The 23,474-nt window shown below is 64.8% G+C and carries 22 protein-coding genes; 6 read left to right on the forward strand and 16 right to left on the reverse strand.

The genetic code is table 11. The annotated features are described in order from the left end of the window. Window positions 1-119: 119 nt before the first annotated feature. Window positions 120-905 (reverse strand): helix-turn-helix transcriptional regulator, encoded by a 786-nt coding sequence (locus DCM80_RS29850; RefSeq protein WP_257194956.1) that lies wholly within the window; start codon window positions 903-905, stop codon window positions 120-122. 111 nt (window positions 906-1,016) lie between these two features. Between DCM80_RS29850 and DCM80_RS29855 the strand changes: the two genes are divergently transcribed. After that, window positions 1,017-2,096, forward strand: coding sequence for a zinc-binding alcohol dehydrogenase family protein (locus DCM80_RS29855; protein ID WP_257194957.1), 1,080 nt, complete (start codon window positions 1,017-1,019; stop codon window positions 2,094-2,096). A 95-nt stretch (window positions 2,097-2,191) separates the two neighbouring features. On the opposite strand, the gene DCM80_RS29860 is transcribed toward DCM80_RS29855, so the two are convergent. The 8 genes from DCM80_RS29860 to DCM80_RS29895 all read right to left on the reverse strand — a co-directional run bounded on the left by DCM80_RS29860 (window position 2,192) and on the right by DCM80_RS29895 (window position 11,166). Continuing rightward, the gene (locus DCM80_RS29860) at window positions 2,192-2,893 is read right to left on the reverse strand and encodes an ABC transporter ATP-binding protein (RefSeq protein WP_257194958.1); all 702 of its coding nucleotides are present in this window, start codon (window positions 2,891-2,893) and stop codon (window positions 2,192-2,194) included. Window positions 2,894-2,900: 7 nt separating this feature from the next. After that, window positions 2,901-4,181 carry a lipoprotein-releasing ABC transporter permease subunit gene (locus tag DCM80_RS29865; RefSeq protein ID WP_257194959.1) on the reverse strand — a complete coding sequence of 427 codons (1,281 nt, stop codon included), beginning with the start codon at window positions 4,179-4,181 and terminating at the stop codon, window positions 2,901-2,903. A gap of 90 nt (window positions 4,182-4,271) precedes the next feature. Continuing rightward, window positions 4,272-5,591 (reverse strand): proline--tRNA ligase, encoded by a 1,320-nt coding sequence (proS, locus tag DCM80_RS29870; protein ID WP_257194961.1) that lies wholly within the window; start codon window positions 5,589-5,591, stop codon window positions 4,272-4,274. 404 nt (window positions 5,592-5,995) lie between these two features. Then, window positions 5,996-6,532, reverse strand: coding sequence for a copper chaperone PCu(A)C (locus tag DCM80_RS29875; RefSeq protein WP_257194963.1), 537 nt, complete (start codon window positions 6,530-6,532; stop codon window positions 5,996-5,998). A gap of 28 nt (window positions 6,533-6,560) precedes the next feature. Then, window positions 6,561-7,058 (reverse strand): TlpA disulfide reductase family protein, encoded by a 498-nt coding sequence (locus DCM80_RS29880; RefSeq protein ID WP_257194965.1) that lies wholly within the window; start codon window positions 7,056-7,058, stop codon window positions 6,561-6,563. Further along, the gene (locus DCM80_RS29885; RefSeq protein WP_257194966.1) at window positions 7,055-8,266 is read right to left on the reverse strand and encodes a sialidase family protein; all 1,212 of its coding nucleotides are present in this window, start codon (window positions 8,264-8,266) and stop codon (window positions 7,055-7,057) included. The genes DCM80_RS29880 and DCM80_RS29885 overlap by 4 nt, the downstream gene beginning before the upstream one ends. Window positions 8,267-8,292: 26 nt before the next feature. Next, window positions 8,293-10,698, reverse strand: coding sequence for a TonB-dependent receptor (locus DCM80_RS29890; protein WP_257194967.1), 2,406 nt, complete (start codon window positions 10,696-10,698; stop codon window positions 8,293-8,295). 93 nt (window positions 10,699-10,791) lie between these two features. Continuing rightward, window positions 10,792-11,166, reverse strand: a complete 375-nt coding sequence (locus DCM80_RS29895; RefSeq protein WP_257180004.1) for a DUF2946 domain-containing protein — start codon at window positions 11,164-11,166, stop codon at window positions 10,792-10,794. Window positions 11,167-11,662: 496 nt separating this feature from the next. Between DCM80_RS29895 and DCM80_RS29900 the strand changes: the two genes are divergently transcribed. The 4 genes from DCM80_RS29900 (at window position 11,663) to DCM80_RS29915 (ending at window position 15,775) form a co-directional block, all read left to right on the forward strand. Continuing rightward, complete coding sequence (locus DCM80_RS29900; RefSeq protein ID WP_257194968.1) at window positions 11,663-12,067, forward strand: globin; 405 nt, start codon at window positions 11,663-11,665, stop codon at window positions 12,065-12,067. A 139-nt stretch (window positions 12,068-12,206) separates the two neighbouring features. Next, a complete protein-coding gene (locus tag DCM80_RS29905) occupies window positions 12,207-13,229 on the forward strand; it encodes a sugar ABC transporter substrate-binding protein (RefSeq protein ID WP_257180006.1) in 1,023 nt (340 codons plus the stop codon). Between the two features lie 6 nt (window positions 13,230-13,235). Further along, a complete protein-coding gene (locus DCM80_RS29910; protein WP_257194969.1) occupies window positions 13,236-14,738 on the forward strand; it encodes a sugar ABC transporter ATP-binding protein in 1,503 nt (500 codons plus the stop codon). 11 nt (window positions 14,739-14,749) lie between these two features. Then, window positions 14,750-15,775: an ABC transporter permease gene (locus DCM80_RS29915; RefSeq protein ID WP_257180008.1), complete on the forward strand. Its 1,026-nt coding sequence runs from the start codon at window positions 14,750-14,752 to the stop codon at window positions 15,773-15,775. Window positions 15,776-15,927: 152 nt separating this feature from the next. Here the strand turns inward: DCM80_RS29915 and DCM80_RS29920 are convergent, their stop codons facing one another. Further along, window positions 15,928-16,629: an L-2-amino-thiazoline-4-carboxylic acid hydrolase gene (locus DCM80_RS29920; protein ID WP_257194970.1), complete on the reverse strand. Its 702-nt coding sequence runs from the start codon at window positions 16,627-16,629 to the stop codon at window positions 15,928-15,930. Window positions 16,630-16,678: 49 nt separating this feature from the next. Further along, window positions 16,679-17,071 carry a RidA family protein gene (locus tag DCM80_RS29925; protein WP_257194971.1) on the reverse strand — a complete coding sequence of 131 codons (393 nt, stop codon included), beginning with the start codon at window positions 17,069-17,071 and terminating at the stop codon, window positions 16,679-16,681. A 128-nt stretch (window positions 17,072-17,199) separates the two neighbouring features. On the opposite strand from DCM80_RS29925, the gene DCM80_RS29930 reads away from it, so the two are divergent. Further along, window positions 17,200-17,826: a LysR family transcriptional regulator gene (locus tag DCM80_RS29930; RefSeq protein WP_257198090.1), complete on the forward strand. Its 627-nt coding sequence runs from the start codon at window positions 17,200-17,202 to the stop codon at window positions 17,824-17,826. Window positions 17,827-17,861: 35 nt separating this feature from the next. Here DCM80_RS29930 and DCM80_RS29935 read toward each other — a convergent pair whose 3' ends face one another. Genes DCM80_RS29935 through DCM80_RS29955 form a run of 5 tightly spaced genes read right to left on the reverse strand, consistent with a single transcriptional unit; the run spans window position 17,862 to window position 23,266 of the window. After that, the gene (locus DCM80_RS29935; RefSeq protein ID WP_257194972.1) at window positions 17,862-18,905 is read right to left on the reverse strand and encodes an ABC transporter ATP-binding protein; all 1,044 of its coding nucleotides are present in this window, start codon (window positions 18,903-18,905) and stop codon (window positions 17,862-17,864) included. Beyond that, window positions 18,898-19,878 (reverse strand): ABC transporter ATP-binding protein, encoded by a 981-nt coding sequence (locus tag DCM80_RS29940; RefSeq protein ID WP_257194973.1) that lies wholly within the window; start codon window positions 19,876-19,878, stop codon window positions 18,898-18,900. The genes DCM80_RS29935 and DCM80_RS29940 overlap by 8 nt, the downstream gene beginning before the upstream one ends. After that, window positions 19,875-20,696 carry an ABC transporter permease gene (locus DCM80_RS29945; protein ID WP_257194974.1) on the reverse strand — a complete coding sequence of 274 codons (822 nt, stop codon included), beginning with the start codon at window positions 20,694-20,696 and terminating at the stop codon, window positions 19,875-19,877. The genes DCM80_RS29940 and DCM80_RS29945 overlap by 4 nt, the downstream gene beginning before the upstream one ends. Beyond that, window positions 20,693-21,616 carry an ABC transporter permease gene (locus tag DCM80_RS29950; protein ID WP_257198091.1) on the reverse strand — a complete coding sequence of 308 codons (924 nt, stop codon included), beginning with the start codon at window positions 21,614-21,616 and terminating at the stop codon, window positions 20,693-20,695. The genes DCM80_RS29945 and DCM80_RS29950 overlap by 4 nt, the downstream gene beginning before the upstream one ends. Window positions 21,617-21,676: 60 nt before the next feature. Next, window positions 21,677-23,266 (reverse strand): ABC transporter substrate-binding protein, encoded by a 1,590-nt coding sequence (locus DCM80_RS29955; RefSeq protein ID WP_257194975.1) that lies wholly within the window; start codon window positions 23,264-23,266, stop codon window positions 21,677-21,679. Window positions 23,267-23,474: the final 208 nt, after the last annotated feature.

Genomic DNA, 23,474 nt, shown 5'->3' on the forward strand with positions numbered 1-23,474 from the left:
GCCTCCTGATAACCTCATGAAGGCGCTAAGGTTCCGGCGAGATCGCGGGCCGGATCGCAGCCGTGTCGATATTCACGCGTGGTCCTCGCCGTCGATCTGGAGAAGCTGAAGCCTGCCGATCAGTCCTCACCCTCGACCGGCGTGTAGATCACCAGTTTCAGCGCGGGGTCGTCGTTGGCCTGGAAGCTGGTGTGCTCGAACCGGAGCGGGCCCCTGGTCGGGTGGTTCATGGTCTTGAGGCCGGACATCGTGCTGCGGATGTCGTGGGCCTCCCACCATTTGACGAATTCCGGACTGCCCTGGCGCAGCCGCGTCAGCAGCTCCGCAAAGGCGGGATCGCCGGCCCAGACGTCGTGGGTGGCGCGAAACATCGCGACCATGCTCTTGGCGACGTCGGTCCAGCTCGCGCCGTAGAACTTTCGCGTCTGCTTGTTCGTCAGCACCAGCAGCAGCGTATTGCGATCCTGCTCGGGCAATTGCCCGAAGGCGAAGATATCCTCGGCGGCCTCGTTCCAGGCCAGCACGTCCCAGCGCCGCCCGGTGACATAGGTCGGCTGTTGCAGGCTCGCGATCATCCGCCGGATCGGCGCCGGCACGATCTCGCGCGTGAACGCAGCTCTGGCGCCATCACGCGCCAATGCCTTCAGGTGCGCGTGCTCGGCCTTGCTCAGACGGAGCGCACGGGCCAGCGCGTCGATGGTGGTGACGGACGGGCTGACGGTGCGGCCCTGCTCGAGGCGGATGTACCAGTCGACGCCGATACCGGCCAGCTGCGCGACCTCCTCGCGGCGCAGCCCCGCGGTGCGCCGGCGGCGCCCTGCCGGAAGCCCGACGGTCTTCGGCGACAGCTTCTCGCGGCGGGACCTGAGAAAATCGCCGAACTCGACGCGGCGTGGGTCGGCCATCGCTATCGCTCCCGCGGATGGAGGGTCTCCGGAATACTAGGATAATACCAGGCCTTCATGGCTCTCCCAAGGCGGCGCATATCGGCATCCTCCGACTTGGAGGTGAACATCATGAAAGCTGCCGTGCTCAAATCCTTCGGTTCGCCGCTGGCGATCGAGAATGTCCCTGAACCGGTGCTCGGCACCGGCGAGATCATTGTCGACGTCGTCGCCACGCGCGTCTTGTCCTACATGAACGAAGTCTTCGACGGGACGCGCAATTACGCACTCGACCTGCCGATCATCCCGGGCCCCGGCGGCATTGGCAGGGTGCGCGCGATCGGCCCGGACGCAACCAGGCTCAGCATCGGCGACTGGGTGTTCTGCGATCCGACAGTGCGTTCGCGCGACGACGCGGTGGCGCCCGACATCGCGCTGCAAGGGCTCACCGCGGCCGGCCCCGGCGGCATGCGGCTGCAACAGCATTTTCGCCACGGCTCGTTCGCCGAGCAAATGCGCGTGCCGACGGAGAACGTCAAACCCCTCGGGCCGATCGCGTCGGAGGACGCGACGCAATGGTGCGCGCTGGGTACCCTGCTGGTGCCTTACGGAGGCTTCCTCGCCGCGAACCTCCAGCCCGGCGAGACCGTGCTGGTGAGTGGCGCCACCGGTAATTTCGGCAGCGCCGCCGTCTCGGTGGCCCTCGCGATGGGCGCGGCCTGCGTGGTCACGCCGGGCCGCAACGAAAAAATCCTCACCGACCTCGTCCGCCGCTTCGGCCCCCGCGTGCAACCGGTCAAGCTCACTGGCCATGAAGATCACGACCGCGAAGCGATGAAGCGCGCGGCGCCCTCGCCGATCGATTGCGTGCTCGACATCATGCCGCCCTCGGTCAGCCCGACGGTGGTGCGGGCGGCGATCATGACGGTGCGCCCCTATGGGCGCGTCGCGCTGATGGGCGGCGTCGGCATGGCCGGCGGCGCGGGGCTCGAGCTGCCCTACCCCTGGATCATGCGCAACTGCATCAGCATCCACGGCGTCTGGATGTACCCGCCGGATGCCGCGAGCCGTCTGATCGCGCTGGTGCGTGCAGGACTGCTGAGACTGGAGGAGTACCAGGCAACGGCCTTCGACCTCGACCACGCCAACGAGGCCGTGGCGCACGCCGCTGCCAATGGCGGGCCGTTCAAATTGACCGTGATCCGGCCCTGAGGCCTAAGGGGCGCGGGCAGCGTCGCCGCCATTTTTTTCGCAAGTCCCGCCAGGCACTTGGCTACTGTGCATGGGGTTGTTTTTCGCAAATTTTGTCAGTCGAGCTCGATGACCTGGCCGTTGGACAGCGAGACGCGCCGGTCCATGCGGCCGGCGAGCTCCATGTTGTGGGTGGCGATCAGCATCGACACCTTGGTCGCCTTGACCAGCTGCATCAGGGCCTGGAAGACGTGGTCGGCGGTGTGCGGATCGAGGTTGCCGGTCGGCTCGTCCGCGAACAGCACCCGCGGCGCGTTGGCCACCGCGCGGGCGATCGCGACGCGCTGCTGCTCGCCGCCCGACAGCTCGGCGGGGCGATGAGTGATGCGGTCGCCGAGGCCGAGATAGCCCAAAATCTCTTTCGCGCGCGTGACGCTCTCGGACTTCTTCAGGCCGCGGATCATCTGCGGCAGCATGACGTTCTCGAGCGCGGAGAACTCCGGCAACAGCCGGTGCGACTGGTAGACGAAGCCGATATCGGTGCGGCGCAGCTGGGTGCGTTCGATGTCTGGCAGCTGCGAGGTCGGCGCGCCGTTGACATAGACCTCGCCGGAATCCGGCGCCTCGAGCAGCCCTGCGATGTGCAGCAGCGTCGACTTGCCGGAGCCCGAGGGAGCCACCAGCGCGACCGATTGACCGGCCCACAGCGCCAGCTTGGCACCGTCCAAAATCGTCAGCGGCACCTCGCCCTGCAAGTACTGCCGCTTTATCTCGTGGAGATAAATGACCGGTACATCGTCAGCCCCCTGCTGCTCCATCAGCCCCTCACTCGTACCGCAGCGCTTCGACGGGATCGAGGCGCGCGGCGCGCCACGACGGATACAGCGTCGCCAGGAACGACAGCGTCAGCGCCATGATGACGACGGCCGTGGTCTCGCCGATGTCGATTTCGGCAGGCAGCTTCGACAGGAAATAGAGCTCCGGCGAGAACAGCTCGGTCGCGGTCAGCCAGGACAGGAATTGCCGGATCGATTCGATGTTGAGGCAGATCACGAGGCCGACGAAGAAGCCGACCAGCGTGCCGACCACGCCGATCGAGGCGCCGGTGATCAGGAAGATCCGCATGATCGAGCCCTGCGAGGCGCCCATCGTGCGCAGGATCGCGATGTCGCTGCCCTTGTCCTTCACCAGCATGATCAGGCCCGACACGATGTTCAGAGCGGCGACCAGCACGATCATGGTCAGGATCAGGAACATCACGTTGCGCTCGACCTGGAGCGCGTTGAAGAAGGTCGAGTTGCGCTGTCGCCAATCGACCAAGAACACCGGACGTCCCGCGGCCTCCGTCACCGCCTTGCGGAAGGCGTCGATCCTGTCGGGGTTGGTGGTGAACACCTCTATCGAGGTGACGTCGTTGCTGCGGTTGAAATAGGCCTGTGCTTCGGCCAGCGGCATGAACACGAAGCCGAGATCGTATTCGGACATGCCGATCTCGAACACCGCGACGATCTTGTACGGCTTGATGCGCGGCGTCGTGCCCATCGGGGTCACCGCGCCCTTCGGCGCCACCAGCGTGATGCTGTCGCCGGCATGCAGCGACAGCTGGTCGGCGAGGCGCCGGCCGATCGCTACACCCTGCCCTTCGTCGAAGCCTTCGAGCGAGCCCTGCTTGATGTTCTTGGCGATCGAGGTGAGGTTGTTGAGGTCGTCGGAGCGGATGCCGCGCACCAGGACGCCGGAGGCGTTCCACGGCGACGACGCCAGCGCCTGGCCGTCCACCACGGGCGCGGCGAGCCGGATGCCCCCGACCTGGCTGAGGCGGTCAGCGACATCCTTCCAGTCGGTCAGCGGCGATTCCAGCGGCTGCACCAGGATGTGGCCGTTGAGCCCGAGGATCTTGTCGAGCAGCTCCTTGCGGAAGCCGTTCATCACCGCCATGACGATGATCAGAGTCGCCACACCCAGCATGATGCCGAGAAAGGAGAACCCGGCGATGACCGAGATGAATCCCTCCTTGCGGCGCGCCCGCAAATAGCGCGCCGACAGCATCCACTCGAATGGCGCAAAAGGCGCGGTCTGCACGGTTTCGGTCATGGTCTCATCCATCGCTCGATAATCCCATGATTCGGGGTCAATTGTGGCCGGATTGGCGGCCGCGATATCGCGCGATGAACAATATTCAGCCGACCGGCCTTATCAGCCCACAAGTCTTGCGACCGCGTCCGCAGGCGACATGGTCTCGCGGGAGCCGTCACTTCGCCGCTTGATCTCGACCTTGCCGTCGGCGAGCCCCTTCGGCCCGATCATGATCTGCCAGGGGATGCCGATCAGGTCGGCGGCAGCGAACTTGGCGCCGGCGCGTTGGTCGGTGTCGTCGTAGAGCACGTCGACGCCCCTGGCGGTGAGCTCGCCATAAAGCTTCTCGCAGGCCGCATCGACGGCGGCATCGCCCTGCTTGAGGTTGAGGATCGAGACGCGGAACGGCGCCACCGCCTCCGGCCATTTGATGCCGGCATCGTCATGGCAGGCCTCGATGATGGCGCCGAGCAGGCGGGAGACGCCGACGCCATAGGACCCGCCATGGATCGGCACGTCGACGCCATCAGGGCCCGCCACCAGCGCCTTCATCGGCTCGGAATATTTGGTGCCGAAATAGAAGATCTGCCCGACCTCGATGCCGCGGGTGTTGACCCGCTTGTCCGCCGGCACCTCCTGCTCGAAGCGCGCGGCATCGTGGACGTCTTCGGTCGCGGCGTAGAGCGAGGTCCATTGCTTGATGATCGGCGTCAGGTCGCTCTCGTAGTCGACATCTTCGCCCGGCACCGGCAGGTCCAGCACATCGCGATTGATGAAGACGCCGGATTCGCCGGTCTCCGCCAGCACGATGAACTCGTGGCTGAGGTCACCGCCGATCGGGCCGGTCTCGGCGCGCATCGGGATCGCCTTCAGCCCCATCCGTGCGAAGGTGCGCAAATAGGCCACGAACATCTTGTTGTAGGCGACGCGCGCCGCGGCCTCGTTGAGGTCGAACGAATAGGCGTCCTTCATCAGGAACTCGCGGCCGCGCATCACGCCGAAACGCGGACGCTGCTCGTCGCGGAATTTCCATTGGATATGATAGAGGTTGAGCGGGAGGCTCTTGTAGGACTTCACATAGGCGCGGAAGATCTCGGTGATCATTTCCTCGTTGGTCGGCCCGTACAGCAGCTCGCGCTTGTGGCGATCGGCGATGCGCAGCATCTCCGGGCCATAGGCGTCGTAACGGCCGCTCTCGCGCCAGAGATCGGCGAGCTGGAGCGTCGGCATCAAAACCTCGATCGCGCCGGAGCGGTCCTGCTCCTCGCGCACGATCTGCTCGATCTTCTTCAGCACGCGGAAGCCGAGCGGCAGCCAGGCGTAGATGCCAGCCGCCTCCTGCCGGATCATGCCGGCGCGCAGCATCAGCCGATGCGAGACGATCTCCGCCTCTTTCGGATTTTCCTTCAGGATGGGCAGAAAGAACCGCGACAACCGCATGGCAATACTCTGGGAATCAGTGATCGGTTGCAGTGAAACCGGATTAAGAGCGAAAATACAAGACCGGGAATGAGGAAAAGCCGGTAAGCAGCGGAATTCCTGTCATTTTTCCGTCGGACTTCAAGTTCAGCTCGAACTGCAGACGCATCAGGGAAGGACAGCAGCTTAACGTCCGGCACGGCGGCTTGCCCTTGCACAATGCCCTACCCCTCGACCGGGATCTCGATCCAACGGCTGTTGGCGAGCCCTCCGCAATGGAGCGAACAGCCTGTGGGACGCCGCGCCCACCTCCGCTCGCTTGGTGTCGAGGGACACGGGCGCCGCCGCCGGAAGGCGGCGAGCGCTGCAACGAGATAGTCTGGGTCAGCTCGGCATATCAGGCCTTTCGAAAGCCCGGATCAGCCTCATTTCATCTTCATTCCCGAATGATCCGGCATCTTCTTCATGTCCATGTGACCTGAATGTCCGGCATCGCCGGGAGCCTGCGCGCCGACGCCCTGGACGTCGAGGGAGACGGCGACCTTGCCGGCCTTCTCGAATTGCAGCGTCACCGGTACCTTGTCGCCCTGCTTGAGCGGCCCCTTCAGCTCCTGGAGCATCAAATGATTGCCGCCGGGCGCGAGCTTCACCGTCTTGCCGGGCTCGACCACCAGCCCCTTGTCGAGCGCGCGCATCTTCATCACGCCGTTGTCCATCGCCATCTCGTGGATCTCGGACTTGCCGGCGATATCGGCGGAGACGCCGACCAGCCTGTCCGGCGCCGTCCCCTTGTTCTCGATGACGAGATAGCCGCCGGCGACCTTTGCGCCGCCTGGGGTCGCACGGCTCCACGCCTGCGAGATGACGAGATCGCCGGCCTTGACGTCGTCGGCGATTGCCGGTGCTGCGGAGATCGCGAGAGCGAAGGCGGCGAGCAGCACGTTTTTCGAGAGTGTCTTCATGTCGGTATTCCCTTTGCAGATTTGAGGTTCAGTGTTTGGAGCGTTGTTGCGACGACCATTTTTCGAGATCGGCCATCTCGGCCGAGCCCTCGATCGTCGTGATGGTCCCTTCCGGCGAGATGAGCATCGTCCTCGGGATGTCGCCTTGCCACGTCGGGTCGATCTCGAACCGCAGGCGCTCGACGAAGCCGTCGTTGAAGATGAAATTCTCGGTCGACGACAGACCCGCCTTGTCGAGCATCGCTTGCGTCGCCGCCGGCAGGTTCGGCACGAGATCGGCGCTGACCGTGACGACGTCGACGTCAGGATGATCCTTGGCAAACTGCCCGAGCAGCGGCAGCTCGATCTTGCAGGGGCCACAGGTCACGCCCCAGAAATGCACGAGCACGGGGCGGCCGGCGTGTCCCTTGAGGACCTCTTGCCAGGTGCCGCGTTCGAACGGCTTCAGGACCGGAGATGCGTCCAGCGCCGCCGTTGACGCGATCAGAACGGCAAGGCTCGCAATGCCTGCAAATCGAAATCTCATGGCGTGTCCTCGATTGCTGTCAGCCGGTAGCCGTCCGCCTTCGTCATCCACGACAAGTAGGTCTTCTTGCCATTGGAGACGAGCAAGGGGTGATCGGAGGTGTCGCTCGTGCTCGATATCGTCTTCGGCGGCGACCAGGTCTCGCCATCATCGCGGGAGATCGTCATCTGCACCGAAGTCTTCTCGCCGTCGAACTCCTTCCAGACCATCACCGTCCCCGCAGGACCTGCCAGCACGAAGGGCCGCGTCGGGTTGCGGCCCGGCTGCCCCAGCGCCATGGGCGCGGAGAAGGTGCGGCCTTCGTCGCGGGAATGCGCGTAGAACAACCCTTTTCGTGCCTTCCCGTTCGTGTACCAGACCACATGATAGGTCCCCTTCGGCGCCACCGTGAGGCTCGGCCCGTGATGCGGGCAGGCGTTGATCTGCCAATCATCGGTGCTGACCCGGCGGATTTCTCCCGGCGTTGCAACGTCGGCGAAGGTCATCACCGCATGATCGCGCACCCCGCCGTCGAAAATGTTCCTGAAGATCACGGCCGGCCGCCCGGACGCGGCGAATGCCAGCCCCAAACGGCAGCACTCGCAAGTGCCGTCGCGCGCGAGACTGGCCTCTGTGTAACCGGCGCCGCCGTTGCGCGAGGCGGCAAAGAACAGCGCCGCGCCCTCGTACTTCCGCCCCGCCTCTTTCGCAGGGACACGATTGCGCTTGTCGATCCAGGCCGCGAAGACCGTTCCATCCTGATCGAGCGCCAGCGCCTCGAACCGCTGGCTCTCGTGGTTGGCGGTGATGGGCTTCAGCTCCGCAAAGCTCTTTCCGCCGTCGGCCGAGCGCGTCGTGAGCACTTCTCCGTTGAAGGCCTCGTCCCTGAAGATCGAGAAGGCGAGCGCGACGCCGCCCTTGCGATCGACCACGATCTTCGGCCGCGCATCCGGCCCCCAGTCGAGGTTCAAGCGCTTCGTCGTGACCTGCGTCGGCGCCGAAAAACTGCGCCCCTCATCCTGCGAGCTTGCGACAGAGATCTGCCCTCCCGCCATCCAGACCAGCCACAAGGTCCCATCCGGACCGAAGGCCGGCGTCGCCTTGGTCGCACAGCGCAGCGTCGGCTGTTCACAGGCCGCTTCAGATGCGGACGGAGCTCGCATCTGTCCGAGCGTCGGACCATGCGTGAATGCGAGGGCGACGATGGTGATCAGGCCAGTTCGCATCATGGCCCTGTTCGCTGAGAGAGTCCGGATCATCTGAATGCCACCTTCATACCCGCAACGAAAGTGCGCGGCGAGCCCGCATAGATCGATCCCGTCGTGTTTGCCAGCACGCTCGCAGGATTTTGAAGGCCTGCGCCGGTGACGGTGTTGGCGATGTTGTTGGCGGAGGCGATGTAGGTGCGATCGAACACGTTCCTGACCTCGAGAAACAAGTTCAGGGATCTGAAGGTGTCGGACATCAGGTCGGTCTTGTAGTGAACGTTCACATTGACCAGCTCATAGCCCGGCGCCTTCAGCAGGTTTGCGTTGTCCATGTAGAAGGAGTCCTTCCACTGGACCTCGACGAAACCACCGAGGCCTGCCAGCGGCCCGGCGAACTCGTCGTAGCCAATTCGGGCCGTCAGCTCGTTGGGCGATATTCCTGGGATCTTGTTGCCGGCGCGGTTGAAGCTGAACACCGCGCCATTGGTGATGTTCTCGACATATTCGGTATAGACCTCGTCGAGATAGGTATACGCCGCCATGAACCGCCAGCCCGGATAGAACTTCCAGTCGGCGGCGAGTTCGATGCCGCGGTGCTCCGATCGCGGCGCGTTGAACGTGTAAGTCGTGTTGGGTGAGCCGGCAGGCGTCGCCTGACTGACGATCTCGTTGCGAAAGAACTCGTAGAAGCCGGTCGCGCTGAGCTTGAGCGTGTTGTTCGGGGTCCAGTCGAAACCGAGATCGTAGCCGAGATTCCTCTGCGCCTGAAGCTGGGTGTTATTGCCTGACAAGCCGGTCGGAAGAACGAAGAGATCCGAAACCTGCGGCGTGCCGTATCCCGTCGCGACCCGTCCGCGGAACAGCCACTCGTTGTTGAGATTGTAGAGGAGCGCCAACTCCGGCGCAGCATTTTGGAACTGCCGGTCCGCCGTCGTGAGGGTCGTTGTGGTGATACCGGTGGGACCTGCATATGCATAGGCCGTATTCGTCGCCTTCAGCAGGGTGGTCTCCCAGCCGACGCCGGCGATCGCCGTCAGCGAGGTCGTCAGCCTGACCTCTTGCCTGGCACGCACGCCATAATTGGTCGTCTCACTGAAGAGATTGCGCGAGAGCCTGCCGAGCGTCGCATTGCCCCCTGGCATCACGTTCCGCGTGTCACTCGACGCCGTCAGGGTGTTGTAGAACGCACCGAAGAACGTGGTCGACTCCAGCCCAAGAAACTCGCCGCGCTTGGTCAGGTCGCTCATGTAATTGTACGACGGAAAATCTCCGATCGAACCGGTCGTACCGGTCGGCTGGCTGATGTTTCGGTCGTCGAAGACGAACTGGTTGCGCCACGTCATGGTGTTGTCGAAATCGTGCTCCCACCGGCCGCCGACAATGGTTCGGCGATCGTTGCGGCCGAGCCCGGCCTGCAGGGCCGTCTCCGTGTCGGTCCCGCCTGTTGCGTTGAAGCCGTTGTTGAACAGCCGGACCGTGCCGCATCCCGGCGCGGCGGTGGCACCGGTCGCACATCCCTGCTGGAACGGGTTGAGATGATACTGGTTCAGCGATTGTCGGATCGGCAGTCGCGCGCTGAGATCGTTGTTGATGATCTTGACCGTGAAGCGGTCGTCCGGCGTCGCCCGGAGCGTGCCCAGGAAGTTGACGGTCTGGGTATTGAACCAGCTATTGCCGATATAGCCGTCACCCCGCACGTCGCTCGCGAACAGCGAGCCCTCGAAATTCCCGACCTTCTTGCCGGCCGCCAGGTAATTGTTGAGATAGCCATAGCTGCCGCCGTCCACGCCATATTCGAGGCCGTCGATCGTGCCGCCCGGGCGCGTCCGAAAATTGAGCGCGCCGCCGGTCGCGTAATTGCCGTAGAGCGCCGACGAGGGCCCGCGGATCACGTCGATCGCGCCATAGGCGTGGGGATCGATCAGGTCGCTGCGCGACAGGCCGTCCGGCTGCGTCACCGGGAAGCCGTCCTCGAAGATCACGAGATTGCGGATGGCGAACCCGTTGCGGGCATTTGAGCCCCGAATCGAGATGCCGAAATCCCTGGGGCCGTTGCCCTGCTTGATCGAAATGCCCGGACTGTCCCGCAAGACGTCGCTGACCGAGAACGACGGGCGATTGTCGAACTGGCCGCGATCGATGGTGGTCGCGGTCTGTCCGGCCGGCGACTGGTTGAGGCCAGCCCGCACCTCGCCGGCGCTCCTCGTGTTGTTTTGCCCCTGGCTGCCATCGGTCGCGTTCGGCGCGACCGGTCTCGCTGTGTTGGCCGTCGCACTGGCGCGCAGTCGCGATGGCCGGATGATGGGTTTGGGACGGGATCTCTGCGGCGCTTCGACCGTCACCGCGGGGATCGCTTCCGAGGCTGGCTGGGCCAGCGCGTCTGAACCGATCGGCGACACCAGTCCGACAAGCACGGGCAAGCCCGCGCGCCCGATCGCACGAATTCGTAACATCTTCTGGATTCCTGACATCCGGCACGTCGGCCGGCCCATTGAGCACGCCGTCGGCACAGCAATGGCGCGCCAACGGTTCGGTTTGTCGCTACGTCAGGAAAATTGAGGCGGGCCGCGCGCCTGGGCACTCGAGCCCTCTGGGGCAGCGATGGCGAACGCATCGACCGGATGCCACACCACCCGCTCGGCATGGCGGACGGGAATCGAGAATGCCGCAGGCGTCGGCGAATCGAGCGAGGCGTTGGCCTGGGCCAGGCAGCACAGGGCGCAAGCGCCCGCATGCGCTGTCGGCACGCCGGTCTGACCGTTCAGTCCGCCCTGCGCGCTCGCACTATGGCAGATGACGGCGGCAGACAGCGGATCGGCAATGGCCAAGCCGGTCGCCCAGCAGGCGGCAATCGGCGCCAGCACCTGCATCGCCAGGGCGAGCAGGACCAGAGGCAGGAATTTTTGTAGCCGAGCGCGCATCCGCCGAACCGTTCGTTCGCCTGCTAACTAAACACCGCACCAGTCCCAAGTCGAGGCCAGTTCCGTCTCCCTTCTTGGCCCAGCGCAAATTTCTCGGAAATCGTAACCTGGATAACCGGGCATCGGACCGAGGAGGCCATTTGAGGCAGGTCAAACGGCGCCGCCCTCCACAGATTTCTTTTATTTGTCATATACTTGCGCGCCATGGCGCCCGATCATTTCGTCCACTGATCGAATTTTGAACATTCGTTGCCGAAAATGATGACAAGTGAGAAAAGTTGATCTAGCATCCCCCTCGCTCAGGCTGGCCGCGAGGTCGAAGTCTGGTGGTCCAAGTCTCGGGAGGAGCCCCTGACGCGCAAAATGCAGCGTCGCCCCGCCAATCAAGAGCAAATCTTAGAATCGGGGATAATAGGGTCGACACAATTTTTGAGCGGGGCCAGGGCCCCGCTCTTTTTTTGTCCGCAAGTTCTGTCGGCAAGGGACTGAAGCGCGGATGAATGCTTCGCCCAATCCGATCGAAATCAGTTTCGAACTGGCGGCCTCGCGCTGCGAGGATCTCACGCCTCTCGTCTACCGACGCCTCTTCGACGTCCATCCCGAGACGCAGGCGATGTTCCGTCTCGAGGGCCGCGACCTCGTGACGGGGTCGATGCTCGCGCTGGCGATCGAGGCGATCCTCGATTTCGCCGGTCAGCGTCGCGGGCATTTTCGGCTGATCGCCTGCGAGGTCGCCTCGCACGATGGCTATGGCACGCCGCGTGAGCTGTTCATCGCGTTCTTCGCCATCATCAGGGATACGCTGCGCGACCTGCTCGGCGATCAATGGTCAACCGAGATGGCCCGCGCTTGGGGCCAGCTGCTCGTCGAGATCGACGCATTCGTCGGCGCAGCGGCCTGACTCTTTGCGCTGCACCAACGCGGCTTGCTGCCACGTGCGAGTGATTGCGGATTGAGTGGCGCCAACTCTTGTGAGACACTTTCGGAGATCGGTAGCGCAACCAATGACGCACCGACGCTAAATTTTATGGGAGCGAGCGATGTCCGGGACGAAAGATTTCTCGACGACGAGGCGCGATCTTCTTCAGGCGGCCGCGACCGCCGGCGCCGGAGCTGCCCTTCTCGGCAGCATGGGCATAAACCCCGCATTGGCCGCCGCGGCCGGGCGAAGCGAGAAGCCGCTGAAGGCGGCGTTCTCCAATGCAGGCCTGCAGGCCACCTGGTGCGCGCAGGGCAAGCAGGCCGCCGAATTCTGGGGCAAGCTGTTCAACGTCGAAGTCACCTGGTTCGACGGCCAGCTCGACGCGGTGAAGCAGCGCGCGGCGATCGACAACATGGCTTCGCAGAAATGGGACTTCGTCGCGATCCAGGCCTTCGGCATCGGCACCCTCACCCAACCCGTGCAGAAGATGATCGACGCCGGCACGCCGGTGATCGACATGGACACGCTGATCGCCCCGCTCGACCAGATCAACGTCCATTCCTTCCTCGCGCCCGACAACGAGTTCATGGGCGCCTCGGTGACGCAGGCCCTCTGCAACGCGATGGGCGGCAAGGGCAAGATCATCATGACGCAGGGCGCGCTCGGCCACACCGGCGCGCAAGGACGCGCCAAGGGCTTCAACTCGGTGGTCAAGCAATTCCCGGGCATCGAGGTCCTCGACACCCAGCCCGCCGACTGGGACGTCTCCAAGACGGCGCGTCTGTGGGAAACCTATCTGACCAAATATCCGCAGATCGACGCGGCATTCTTCCACAACGACGACATGGCGCTTGCCGCCGCCAACATCATGAAGGCGCGGGGCCGCACCAACATCCTGATCGGCGGGGTCGATGCCATGCCGCCGGCGATCCAGGCGGTAAGCGAGGGCCGCATGTTCGCGACCGTCCGCAATCCGTCCTGCCGCATCCATGGCGGTGCGATCATCGCGGGCGTCTCGGCCGTGGTCGGCGGCGAGAAGAGCGGACAGGGAATCCCGAAGAACGTCGTCACCGACGGCCCGGTCGTGACCAAGGCCAACGCCGCCGGGATGCAGTGGATGCAGGATCATTTCCTGATCTGAACTTTCATGTCCGAGGGTCGTTCGCCCATCCTTGAACTGCAGGGCATCACGAAGAGCTTCGGCGGCGTCGAAGCACTTCGTGGTGTCGATTTCGCGCTCCATCCCGGCGAGATCCACGGTCTCGTCGGCGAGAACGGAGCCGGAAAAAGCACGCTGATGAAGATCATCGCCGGCGTGCATGCCGAATTCTCCGGCCGTTTCCTGATCGACGGGGTGGAGACGCATTTCCGCTCGGCCCGCGATGCGCACGCGGCCGGCATCGCCATGGTGCACCAGGAGCTCTCCGTCGCGCCCGACCTCACGGTGGCCGAGAACGTCTTCCTCGGCAACCAGCCGACCAACGCCCTCGGCCTCGTGCAATGGCGGCGGATGGCCCGCGAGGCCGGCGAGCAGCTCGCCCGCTTCGGCATCGACGTCGATCCGATGTCACGGCTCGGCGACCTCCCGATCGGACTGCAGCAGCTGATCGAGCTCGCGCGCGTGCTGTTCTCCGGCGCCCGCATCGTCATCCTGGACGAGCCGACCTCCGCGCTCTCCCCGCCCGAGGTCGAGCGGCTGTTCGCAACGCTGAGGCGGCTGCGCGAGCAAGGCACTGCAATCGTCTTCATCTCGCATTTCATCGAGGACATCCTGCTCGTCTCCGACACGGTGACCGTGTTCCGCAACGGGCGGAAGGTCGCGGAGACCGCGAGCGCGGCGACCAGCAAGGGCGCGCTGATCGAGGCCATGATCGGCCGCGGCGGCGAGGCGCTCGAGCACAGCTACACCGACGATCTGATGCTGCCGCGGCCGAGCGACAGCCAGGTCGTTCTCAAGGTCGATCAGCTCTCGCTGTCCCGCAGCCTGAAGGACGTCTCGTTCGAGGCGCGCGCCGGCGAGGTGCTCGGCATCTACGGTTTCATGGGCTGCGGCCAGCAGGAGCTGTCGCGCATCCTGTTCGGCAAGCTCAAGCCCGACGGCGGCACGCTTCTGGTCGAGGGCACGCCGAAAACCTTCGCCAGCACGGCGGCGGCGCGGCGCGCCGGCGTGGCGCTGGTGCCGGAGAGCCGGCGCGACATGCTGTTCCACCAGGAGCCGGTCTACAAGAACATCTCGATCAGCATCCTCGATCGCATCTCCGCGCTGCTGCTCAAGCCGGCGCAGGAGCGCGACATCGCCAAGCGTCAGGTCGAGCAGCTGCAGATCAGGCCGCCGGTGGTCGGTCTCGACCTCGGCATGCTCTCCGGCGGCAACCAGCAGAAGGTTGCGCTGGCAAAATGGCTGACCTATCCGCCCAAGCTGCTGGTGCTGTGCGAGCCGACCCGCGGCATGGACGTCGGCGCCAAGAACGACGTCATCAACATCGTCCGCGACCTCCGCGCCAAGGGGCTGGCGATCATCGTGCTGTCGACCGAGCCGGAAACGGTGCTGTCGCTGGCCGACCGCATCCTCGTGCTCAAGCGCGGCGCATTGGTGCGGGAATTCAAGAACGAGCCGGTCAGCAAGGACCGCCTGCTGGAAGCGGCGTGACGGAGAAGCACATGAGCAGCGAGACGGCCTTGGCGACAGGACGGCGGCCGCGGGGCCTTGCGCCCTTCCTGCGCTCGCAGATGCGCAACATCGCGCCGTTCCTGACCCTGATTTTCCTGTCCGCCTTCTTCGCCTTCGCCAGCCCCTCCTTCGCGACGCTGGACAATCTCGGCAACATTCTGACGCAAGTATCGATCACCGGCATCATCGCCGTCGGTCTCACCTTCGTGATCCTCTGCGCCGAGATCGACCTGTCGATCGCCGCCATCGCCAACGTCACCGGCATCGCGGTCGCCTACTTCACGCTGCAGGAATCCTACGTCAACATCGCCAACGTGCCGCTGCCCGGCGCGGTTGCGATCATCCTGTCGATCCTGCTCTGCGCGCTGCTCGGCCTCGTCAACGCGCTGGGGCTGACCGTGATCGGCATCCCCTCCTTCATCATGACCCTGGCGATGATGCAGATCGCCGCCGGCATCTCGGCGCTGCTGGTGCGCGGCCAGATCGCCTACAAGGTGCCGAGCCTGATCACGACGCTCGGCTCCGGCTCGATCGGCGGCATCCCCTGGCTCGTCATCATCGCCGCGCTGATGCTGCTCGGCGGTCACCTGGTGCTGACCTATACGCGCTTCGGCCGCTACGTCTACATGGTCGGGGGCAACCGCGAGGCGGCCGAATATTCCGGCCTCAACGTCAAGCTCATCCTCGGCGCCGTGATGGTGATCTCGGCAGTCTGCTCTGGCATCGGCGGCATGCTCGGCGTCGCCCATTTCGGCAGCGCGCAGCAGAACGAGTTCGACACCTATCTGCTCGACTCCATCGCCGCGGTCGTGGTCGGCGGCACCAGCCTTTTCGGCGGCCGCGGCGGCATCGGCAACACCATCGTCGGGCTGTTCGTGCTCGGCGTGCTCAACAACGGCCTCGACCACGTCAACATCGACAGCTTCCTGAAGATCCTGATCCGCGGCCTGATCCTGCTGGCGGCGCTGGTCATCAACGTCTACGCGCAGCGCTTGAGGGAGAAGGCGGCGGAGTAGACTGCCGCCAAAGCAAAATGTGCGAAAACAACCCCATGCACAGTAGCCGAGGCCAGTGGAATCAATGGCTTGCCAGCGACGCTGCGAGCTTGCGGATTTCACGAAGTCCGTTTGACGCGTCGGGCAAAACAGGCCACGATGTCATCGGAACCTCAGGATGACGGTTCGATTTTCCCAAGGCGCGAAAATCTGAAATCGCAGTGGCTCGCGCCGCCGGCCAGCGTCTGTGTCCGTTCGAGGCGGATGCCTCGTGTTGCATAGGCGTCGAAGTCGAGACCGCAGATGTTCGGCAGGATGTCCTTGTCGCCGTGGCGCGCCGCGAGCTTGCAGAAGCCGCAGGCCTTGTAGTTGATGCCGAATTCGAACCTGTCCTGCGGACCCGGCTCGACGAAATCGTAGACGAAGTCCTCCGGAAACTGCTCCTGATGGCTCTCAGTGACGCTGCTCGCCGCCTGCTCGCGCAACAACGCCTGGTTCTCCGGCGACATGAAATGCCGGCCCGCGGCGAGGCGCTCGGCTTCGGGCACCCCGAGCAATTGCGCCCTGTAGGTGTCCCGCTCGATCTCGCCGATCACGCCCACCGGCACGCCGTACCGTCGCAGCACGCGGCTGATGGCCATGAAGCCGGTCAGACGCATGAAGAAATCGCTCATGCGGCTTGCCGCGCCGCCGACATAAGGCATCTGGGTGAGCACGATCTCGAATTCGTCCATCACCTCCCGGCTGAGCCCGTCGGTATCGGAGAGGTGCCCGCGCTCGCGCAACATCGTTCCGGCAAGGTCGATGCGGTCGCGCATGGCGGCCTCCATGGCGCTTCGATGCGCCTCGTAGAAGGGATGGACGATCTCAGTCATTGGACACCCATTTCGGTTCGTTTCACTGCGAGGCCGGCGAAGCCCGGTTTCACGCCGCGGCGATCGCCTCGATCTCCAGCAGCCATTTGCTGTCGACGGTCTCGACGATCACGACCGTCAGCGCGGGCTGGTGCTCCCCGAGCATCGCGCGCCGAATGATGCGGTTGGGCACGACCTGGTTACGGTCCGTCAGGAACGTCGTGATCTTGACCAGATGCTCCACGCCAAGGCCGGCCGCGGCGAGCACCTCCTTGACGTTGCGCCAAGCCTGCTCGCATTGCGCCTCGAAACCCTCCGGCACGCTGCCGTCGGCGCTTTCAGGAACCTGGCCGCTGACGAACAGCAGGCGGCGATGCTGTCTCAGCTCGAGTCCCATGCTGTAGCCGCCGAGCGGCGCGTTGACCGTTGCAGGATTGTGGCTGACGAGGTGAGCTGGCGGCATGACGTTTCTCCGGATTGCGAGCCGACCCTACCCGTCGGACTTGCGGCCGCGCAAAGCATCATTCCTTCGGTTCAGCGCAAGAAAATCTATTGCAAGGCCGCCTGCCATCGGTGTCAAAGTGCGGCGCAATGACCTACGCTCTTCCACCACTCAACGCGCTCCGCGCCTTCGAAGCCGCCGCCCGGCATCTCAGCTTCAAGCTGGCCGCGCACGAGCTGCACGTGACGCCTGCCGCGGTGGGGCAGCAGGTGAAGGCGCTGGAGGCGCGGCTCGGCGTGCAGCTGTTCGAGCGGCTGCACAAGCAGCTGATCCTGACTGCGGCCGGTCGGGCCTACCTGCCCGGCATCTCCGAAGGTTTTCGCCACATTGCGGAGGCGACCTCGCAGTTGAAACCGGCAGGGGCGATACAGCTTCAATTGGGAGTCCATGGCAGCTTCGACCTGCGCCGGCTCGATCTGGCGGCATTTCGCAGCACGCATGCGGAGATCGGCTTGCGGGTGCTGCAGCCGGCCGGCCTGCACGAATTGGTCGAGGGCAAGGTCGACCTGTTGATCGCCCGCGGCCTCCGCCATCATCCGGGCTATCGCTGCGAGCGGATCAGCGCGGACACGGGCTTGGGCGATTGGCTGATTGCTCCCGAGGGCACTGCGGACTGCCCCGAGATCGTCAGTTTTCGTGCATGGCTGCGGGCCCTGCCGACCGAGATGCCGCATGCCAACCGGCGCCCGCGCCTGGTCGGCGGCGTCGGAAGCTGAGGCGACCGCGCCGATCAAGCCTCGCTCCACCATGTTTAGGCTGACGGCGATCGCGCGAGACTCGCTGCACCAATCTCCTCGCTCCGCCAGCACCGCACCGCGTGCCCGTCAGCCCGCGTCTCCAACAGCGGCCCCGGCTCGCTTCGGCACACCGCTTCTGCATGACGACAGCGCGGGCTGAAGGCACAGCCGCTGGGTGGATTGAGCGGATTGGGAAGATCGCCGCCGGTGGTCGCCAGCGGCGCGTGGCGCAGGGGATCGGGGATGGCTGATATCAGGGCTTGCGTGTAGGGGTGCGCCGGCCGCTCGAAGATCTCGCGCCAGTGGCCGTTCTCGACGATGCGGCCGAGATACATCACGGCGACGCGATCGCTCATGTGCTCGACCACGCCGAGATCGTGGCTGATCATGACGTAGGACAGGCCGAGCGTCTCCTTCAGCTCCAGCAGCAGATTGATGATTTGGGCCCGGATCGAGACGTCGAGCGCCGACACCGGCTCGTCGCAGATGACGATCTTGGGATTGAGGATCAGGGCGCGGGCGATGCCGATGCGCTGGCGCTGGCCGCCCGAGAATTCGTGCGGGTAGCGGCCGGCCTGCTCGGGCCGCAGGCCGACATGCCGCAGCATGGTGGCGACACGGTCCTCGATCTCGCTTTTGGCGGTCACGCCGTGCACCCGCAGCGGATCTTCCAGCGTTCGGCGGACGGTCTGGCGCGGATTGAGCGAGGCGTAGGGATCCTGAAACACCATCTGTACGGTGCGCGCCAGCGCCTTGCGGTCGCCGGATTGCCTGGTCCTGACGACCTCCCCGTCCAGCACGATGCGGCCGCGCGTCGGCGTCAGCAGGCCGAGGATCGACAAGGCGACCGTCGACTTGCCCGAGCCGGACTCGCCGACGAGGCCGAGGCATTCGCCGCGCTTCAGCTTGAGGTCGACACCGTCCACGGCACGAAGCAGCCGCCGGCCGCGGCCCAGCAGGCCGCCGCCCAGCGGAAAATGGACCGCGAGATCCTCGACGCTGAGAATGAGATCGTCATCCGGCCGCCGCTCACCCGCCATGCTCTGCGGCTCATGCATGGTGATGACACCTCACCAGGCCGCCTGCCGCCAGTAAGTCCGTCTCCGGCACGACCGTCCGGCATATCTCGGTCGCATGCGCGCAGCGCGGATTGAACCGGCAGCCGTCGGGGAAGTTCGTGATGGCGGGAACGACGCCGGCGATTTCCTGGAGCCTGGCGCGGCCGAGCGCGGCGCGGCTGCCGAGCCGCGGCAGCGAGTCGACCAGCCCTTGCGTATAGGGGTGCGAGGGCGCCCGAAAAATATCGGCCGAGCCGCGCTCCTCGACGATGCGGCCGGCATACATCACCGCGACGCGGCGGCAGACATTGGCGACGAGGCCGAGATCGTGGCTGATCATCAGGATCGCGGTTCCCCGCTCGGCGCAGAGATTGCGCATCAGCTCGATGATCTCCGCCTGCACGGTGACGTCGAGCGCGGTGGTCGGCTCGTCGGCGATCAGCAGATCCGGACCGCAGGCCATCGCGATGGCAATCATCACGCGCTGGCGCATGCCGCCGGACAGCTGGTGCGGATAATCCTTTACCCGCCGCTCGGGCGCGGGCACGCGGACGCTTGCCAGCGCCTCGACCGCCAGCCGGTTGGCCTCCTGCCAGCTCTTGCCCTTGTGCAGCACGAACATCTCGGCGATCTGCCGGCCCACCGGTGAGACCGGATTCAGCGCCGTCATCGGCTCCTGGAAGATCATGGCGATCCGGTTACCGCGCAGCTCCCGCTGCCTGGCGGCCGAAAGGTGCTGGATCTCCCTGCCCTCGAACCGGATGACGCCGCCGCCGATCGCCAAAGGCGGGCGCAACAGGCCGATCAGGGCGAGCGCCGTGATGCTCTTGCCGCAGCCGGATTCGCCGACGAGGCCGAACGTCTCGCCGCGATCGATGCGGAATGAGACGCCCTCGGCAGCCGCGACACGGCTCGATCCCGTATCGAGATCGAGCCGGAGATTCTCGACTTCGAGCAGCGGCGCGCCCGTCATGTGCGCCGGCTCCGCGATTGCGGATCGAGAATGTCGCGCAGGCCGTCGCCGAGCAGATTGAGGCCGAGCACCGTCAGGAAGATGGCGAGGCCCGGAAACACCGACAGCCACGGCGCCGTCGTGATCTGCTCGCGGGCCTCCGACAACATACTGCCCCAGCTTGGAAAGGGCGGACGGACGCCGAGGCCGAGGAACGACAGTGCGGCCTCGGACAACACCGCACTGCCCATGCCGAGCGTGCCGATGACGATGATCGGCCCGAGCATGTTCGGCAGCAGCTGCGTCATCATGATGCGCAGATCGCCGTAGCCGAGCACGGTCGCCGCCTGCACATAGCCCTGGCTGCGCAGCGACAGCGCCGAGGCCCGCGCGATCCGGCAGGTGAAGGACCAGTTGGTCAGCCCAAGCGCGATCAACAGGCTGGTGAGGCCGGGGCCGAGCACCGCCATGATCGCCAGCGCGAAGATCAGCGAAGGGATGGCGAGCATGAGATTGGTCAGGGCGTTGACGAAATCGTCCCACCAGCCGCCGAAATAGCCGGCGCTCAGCCCTAGGGCCACGCCGATGACGCTGTTGATCAGCTGCGAGACGATGCCGACCGTCAGCGAGACCCGCGCGCCGTACACGACGCGTGAATAGATGTCGCGGCCCTGATCGTCGGTGCCGAACCACCAGGTCCAGCTCGGCGGCTCCTCCGCGTTCATCAGGTTGGCGTCCATCACGGGATCGGTGTGTGCCAGCCAGGGCGCGAGCAGGCCGATGAGGATCGCCAGCGCGAACAAGACGCCACCGATGACGAGATTGGGGCGGAGCTTCATGCGTATCTGATCCTGGGATCGATCACGCCGTACAGCACGTCGATCAGCAGATTGATCGCGAGAAAGGCCATCACCACCACGAGGATGGAGCCCTGGACCGCCGGAATGTCGCGCTGCAGGACGCTGTCGACCAGGAGCGAGCCGATGCCCGGCCAGGAGAACAATTTCTCGACGACGACCGCCTGCCCCATCAACCCGCCGAATTGCAAGCCGACGGTGGTGAGGATGATGACGAGCGCATTGCGCATCACATGCCACTTCACGACCCTGAATTCGCTCATGCCCTTGGAGCGTGCCGTACGGACGAAATCGGCCGTCATGATCTCCAGGACCGCGGCCCGCGTCGTGCGGGCAAACAGCGCCATCGGCGAGACGCCGAGCGTGACGGCCGGCAGCAGCAGATACTTCAAACCGCCGTCGCCATAGCCGAAGCTCGGCAGCCAGCCGAGCTTCAACGCGAACAGGTACATCAGGACGAGGCCGAGCCAGAACTTGGCGATGGAAAGCCCAGACACCGCCACGACCATCGCGAGCGTGTCGACGATGCCGCCGGGTTTCAGCGCGGCGATGAAGCCGAGGGGTACCCCGATCACGATCGCGAACGCCATGGCCGCGAAGATCAGTTGCAGCGTCGGCCATGCCCGCTTGGCGATCATGGTCGTGACCGGCTCGCGCGTCCGGAACGAGGTGCCGAAATCACCGGTCGCCAGCTTGGCGATGTAGGTGCCGAAACGCACATGAACGGGATCGTCGAGCCCGAGCTGCTTCTTCATGCGCAGCTCGACCTGCGGGTCGCTGTCGTCGCTCATGGAGGTGACGATGCTGCCGGGAACGACGCTGAACAGCACGAAGACCAGCAGCACGACGGCGAGCGCGGTCGGGACGGTTTGCAGCAATCGACGGATCAGGAAGGAGAGCATCGGCACTATTCCTCTCTCCCTCCATCGCTTGAGGCGATGGAGGGAGCGCGCGAGCGTACGTCACTTCGCGGGCGAGGTCTCGTCGACCCAGAGATCCTCGACGTTCTGATGGGTCAGCTCGGTCGCGTTCAGCTGGATCCCCTTGAGCCACGGCTGCACCGCCATGACCGCCTTGTTGTAGTTGAAGAACCAGACCGGAGCCTCCTCGTAGAGCAGCGCATTGGCCTTTTGCAGCAATTCGCTGCGCTTTGCGACGTCGTCGGCCTGCCCTGCCTGATCGACGAGCTTGTCGAAATCGGCATTCTTGTAGGTCATGTAGTTGCAGGCCGGTTGCGGCGTCGACGAGTGGAAGCATTTGAGGGCGGCCAGCGGATCCGGCCCGCTGGCCTGGGAATAGATGAAGGCCTGGTAGTCCCCGGTGCGAACCACCTCCGCCAGCACGGCGGTCTCGACCTGCTTGACCTTGGCCTTGATGCCGACCTTGTCCAGCATCGGGATCACGGCCGACACGATCGGCAGGCCCCAGCTTTCATTCTGGCTGGCGGTCCATTCGAACTCGAAGCCTTGAGGATAGCCGGCCTCGGCGAGCAACTGCTTGGCCTTGGCGGGGTCGTAGGAGTAAGGCTTCATGGCCTTGTCGTAGGCGGGCGAGGTCAGCGGCAGCCAGCTGGTGGCGCGATAGGCCTTGCCCTTGACCAGCTTGTTGATGATCAGATCGGTATCGATCGCGTAATTGATCGCCTGCCGCACGCGCTTGTCGGAGAACGGCTTGAACGAGGGATTCATGCCCATGTAGCGGGTGAAGACCTCGGCGACCTCGACGATGGTGCCCTTGAGGGCGGCGTCGGACTGATAGGCGACGTATTGCGCCGGTCCCAGCACCGAAGTGTCGATCTCCTTGTTGCGAAAGGCGACGTCGCGCGCCGCGGCCTCGGCCATGATCGACACGATGACCTTGTCGGCGTAGGGCTTGCCGGGCTTGTAGAACCGGTCCCACCGCTCCAGCACGATGCGTGACCCCGGCACGTGCTCGACGAACTTGAACGGTCCGAGGCCGATCGGCTTCTGGATGAAGCTCTCCTTGGCGCCCTCGTCGGCGGGATAGATCGAAGTCAGCGCGGTAAAGAAGTAGAAGCCGGGATCGACCTTGTCGGTCAGCTTCATCTCAATGGTGAAATCGTCGATCTTCTTCAGGCCGGAGATTTCCTTGGCCTGGCCCTTCTCCACCGCGGCGGCGCCCTCGATGACGCGGACAAAGCGCGCCCCGGGATAGGCCTTGGTGCCGTCCATGATGCGGTTATAGGACCAGATGACGTCGTCGGCCGTCATCTTGCGGCCATTGTGGAAATAAGCGTCGTCGCGCAGCTTGAAGGTGTGAACCAGGCCGCCGCCGGAGACCACATCCTCCTTGGCGAGTTCCAGAACCGGCTTACCCTCCGCTGAATTCCAGATGTAGAGGGAGCGATGCAGCGCTTTGGCGTATATCTCGTCCTGCGCCCGTTGCGTGGTGTGAATGTCGAGGCTGGTGAAGCTCGAGCCGTAGGGCGCCGTCATGCGGATGGTTCCGCCCTTGCGCGGCGTCTGGGCCTCAGCCGTTGCGGCGAGTGCCAGCCCCATCCCCGCGATGATTGCGATCATCCTGAACATCATGTGTCCCCCAACAACGCAGGTCGATGCCGATCAGAGATTTGATCATTCGCGGCCCATCGAATGCAAGCTTCGTTTTTGCTGGAGAGCAATGTCAGGTCCTGGAGCTGGCGCTTGGGCCGAGACCCCGGGGGGCGGGTAGCATGGTCGCCGCGATGCAATCCGCGCTGACGCGGTGCGTCATCGGGCAGCCTGAACCGATGCCGCCCCC

Origin of the sequence: Bradyrhizobium sp. WBOS08, from assembly GCF_024585125.1 — a bacterium.
Classification (GTDB): Bacteria; Pseudomonadota; Alphaproteobacteria; order Rhizobiales; family Xanthobacteraceae; genus Bradyrhizobium; species Bradyrhizobium japonicum_B.

Coding starts and splice junctions, on each gene's coding strand:
- DCM80_RS29850 (WP_257194956.1), bottom strand. CDS start 905: ATGGCCGACCCACGCCGCGTCGAGTTCGGCGATTTTCTCAGGTCCCGC.
- DCM80_RS29855 (WP_257194957.1), top strand. CDS start 1,017: ATGAAAGCTGCCGTGCTCAAATCCTTCGGTTCGCCGCTGGCGATCGAG.
- DCM80_RS29860 (WP_257194958.1), bottom strand. CDS start 2,893: ATGGAGCAGCAGGGGGCTGACGATGTACCGGTCATTTATCTCCACGAG.
- DCM80_RS29865 (WP_257194959.1), bottom strand. CDS start 4,181: ATGGATGAGACCATGACCGAAACCGTGCAGACCGCGCCTTTTGCGCCA.
- proS (WP_257194961.1), bottom strand. CDS start 5,591: ATGCGGTTGTCGCGGTTCTTTCTGCCCATCCTGAAGGAAAATCCGAAA.
- DCM80_RS29875 (WP_257194963.1), bottom strand. CDS start 6,532: ATGAAGACACTCTCGAAAAACGTGCTGCTCGCCGCCTTCGCTCTCGCG.
- DCM80_RS29880 (WP_257194965.1), bottom strand. CDS start 7,058: ATGAGATTTCGATTTGCAGGCATTGCGAGCCTTGCCGTTCTGATCGCG.
- DCM80_RS29885 (WP_257194966.1), bottom strand. CDS start 8,266: ATGATGCGAACTGGCCTGATCACCATCGTCGCCCTCGCATTCACGCAT.
- DCM80_RS29890 (WP_257194967.1), bottom strand. CDS start 10,698: ATGTTACGAATTCGTGCGATCGGGCGCGCGGGCTTGCCCGTGCTTGTC.
- DCM80_RS29895 (WP_257180004.1), bottom strand. CDS start 11,166: ATGCGCGCTCGGCTACAAAAATTCCTGCCTCTGGTCCTGCTCGCCCTG.
- DCM80_RS29900 (WP_257194968.1), top strand. CDS start 11,663: ATGAATGCTTCGCCCAATCCGATCGAAATCAGTTTCGAACTGGCGGCC.
- DCM80_RS29905 (WP_257180006.1), top strand. CDS start 12,207: ATGTCCGGGACGAAAGATTTCTCGACGACGAGGCGCGATCTTCTTCAG.
- DCM80_RS29910 (WP_257194969.1), top strand. CDS start 13,236: ATGTCCGAGGGTCGTTCGCCCATCCTTGAACTGCAGGGCATCACGAAG.
- DCM80_RS29915 (WP_257180008.1), top strand. CDS start 14,750: ATGAGCAGCGAGACGGCCTTGGCGACAGGACGGCGGCCGCGGGGCCTT.
- DCM80_RS29920 (WP_257194970.1), bottom strand. CDS start 16,629: ATGACTGAGATCGTCCATCCCTTCTACGAGGCGCATCGAAGCGCCATG.
- DCM80_RS29925 (WP_257194971.1), bottom strand. CDS start 17,071: ATGCCGCCAGCTCACCTCGTCAGCCACAATCCTGCAACGGTCAACGCG.
- DCM80_RS29930 (WP_257198090.1), top strand. CDS start 17,200: ATGACCTACGCTCTTCCACCACTCAACGCGCTCCGCGCCTTCGAAGCC.
- DCM80_RS29935 (WP_257194972.1), bottom strand. CDS start 18,905: ATGCATGAGCCGCAGAGCATGGCGGGTGAGCGGCGGCCGGATGACGAT.
- DCM80_RS29940 (WP_257194973.1), bottom strand. CDS start 19,878: ATGACGGGCGCGCCGCTGCTCGAAGTCGAGAATCTCCGGCTCGATCTC.
- DCM80_RS29945 (WP_257194974.1), bottom strand. CDS start 20,696: ATGAAGCTCCGCCCCAATCTCGTCATCGGTGGCGTCTTGTTCGCGCTG.
- DCM80_RS29950 (WP_257198091.1), bottom strand. CDS start 21,616: ATGCTCTCCTTCCTGATCCGTCGATTGCTGCAAACCGTCCCGACCGCG.
- DCM80_RS29955 (WP_257194975.1), bottom strand. CDS start 23,266: ATGATGTTCAGGATGATCGCAATCATCGCGGGGATGGGGCTGGCACTC.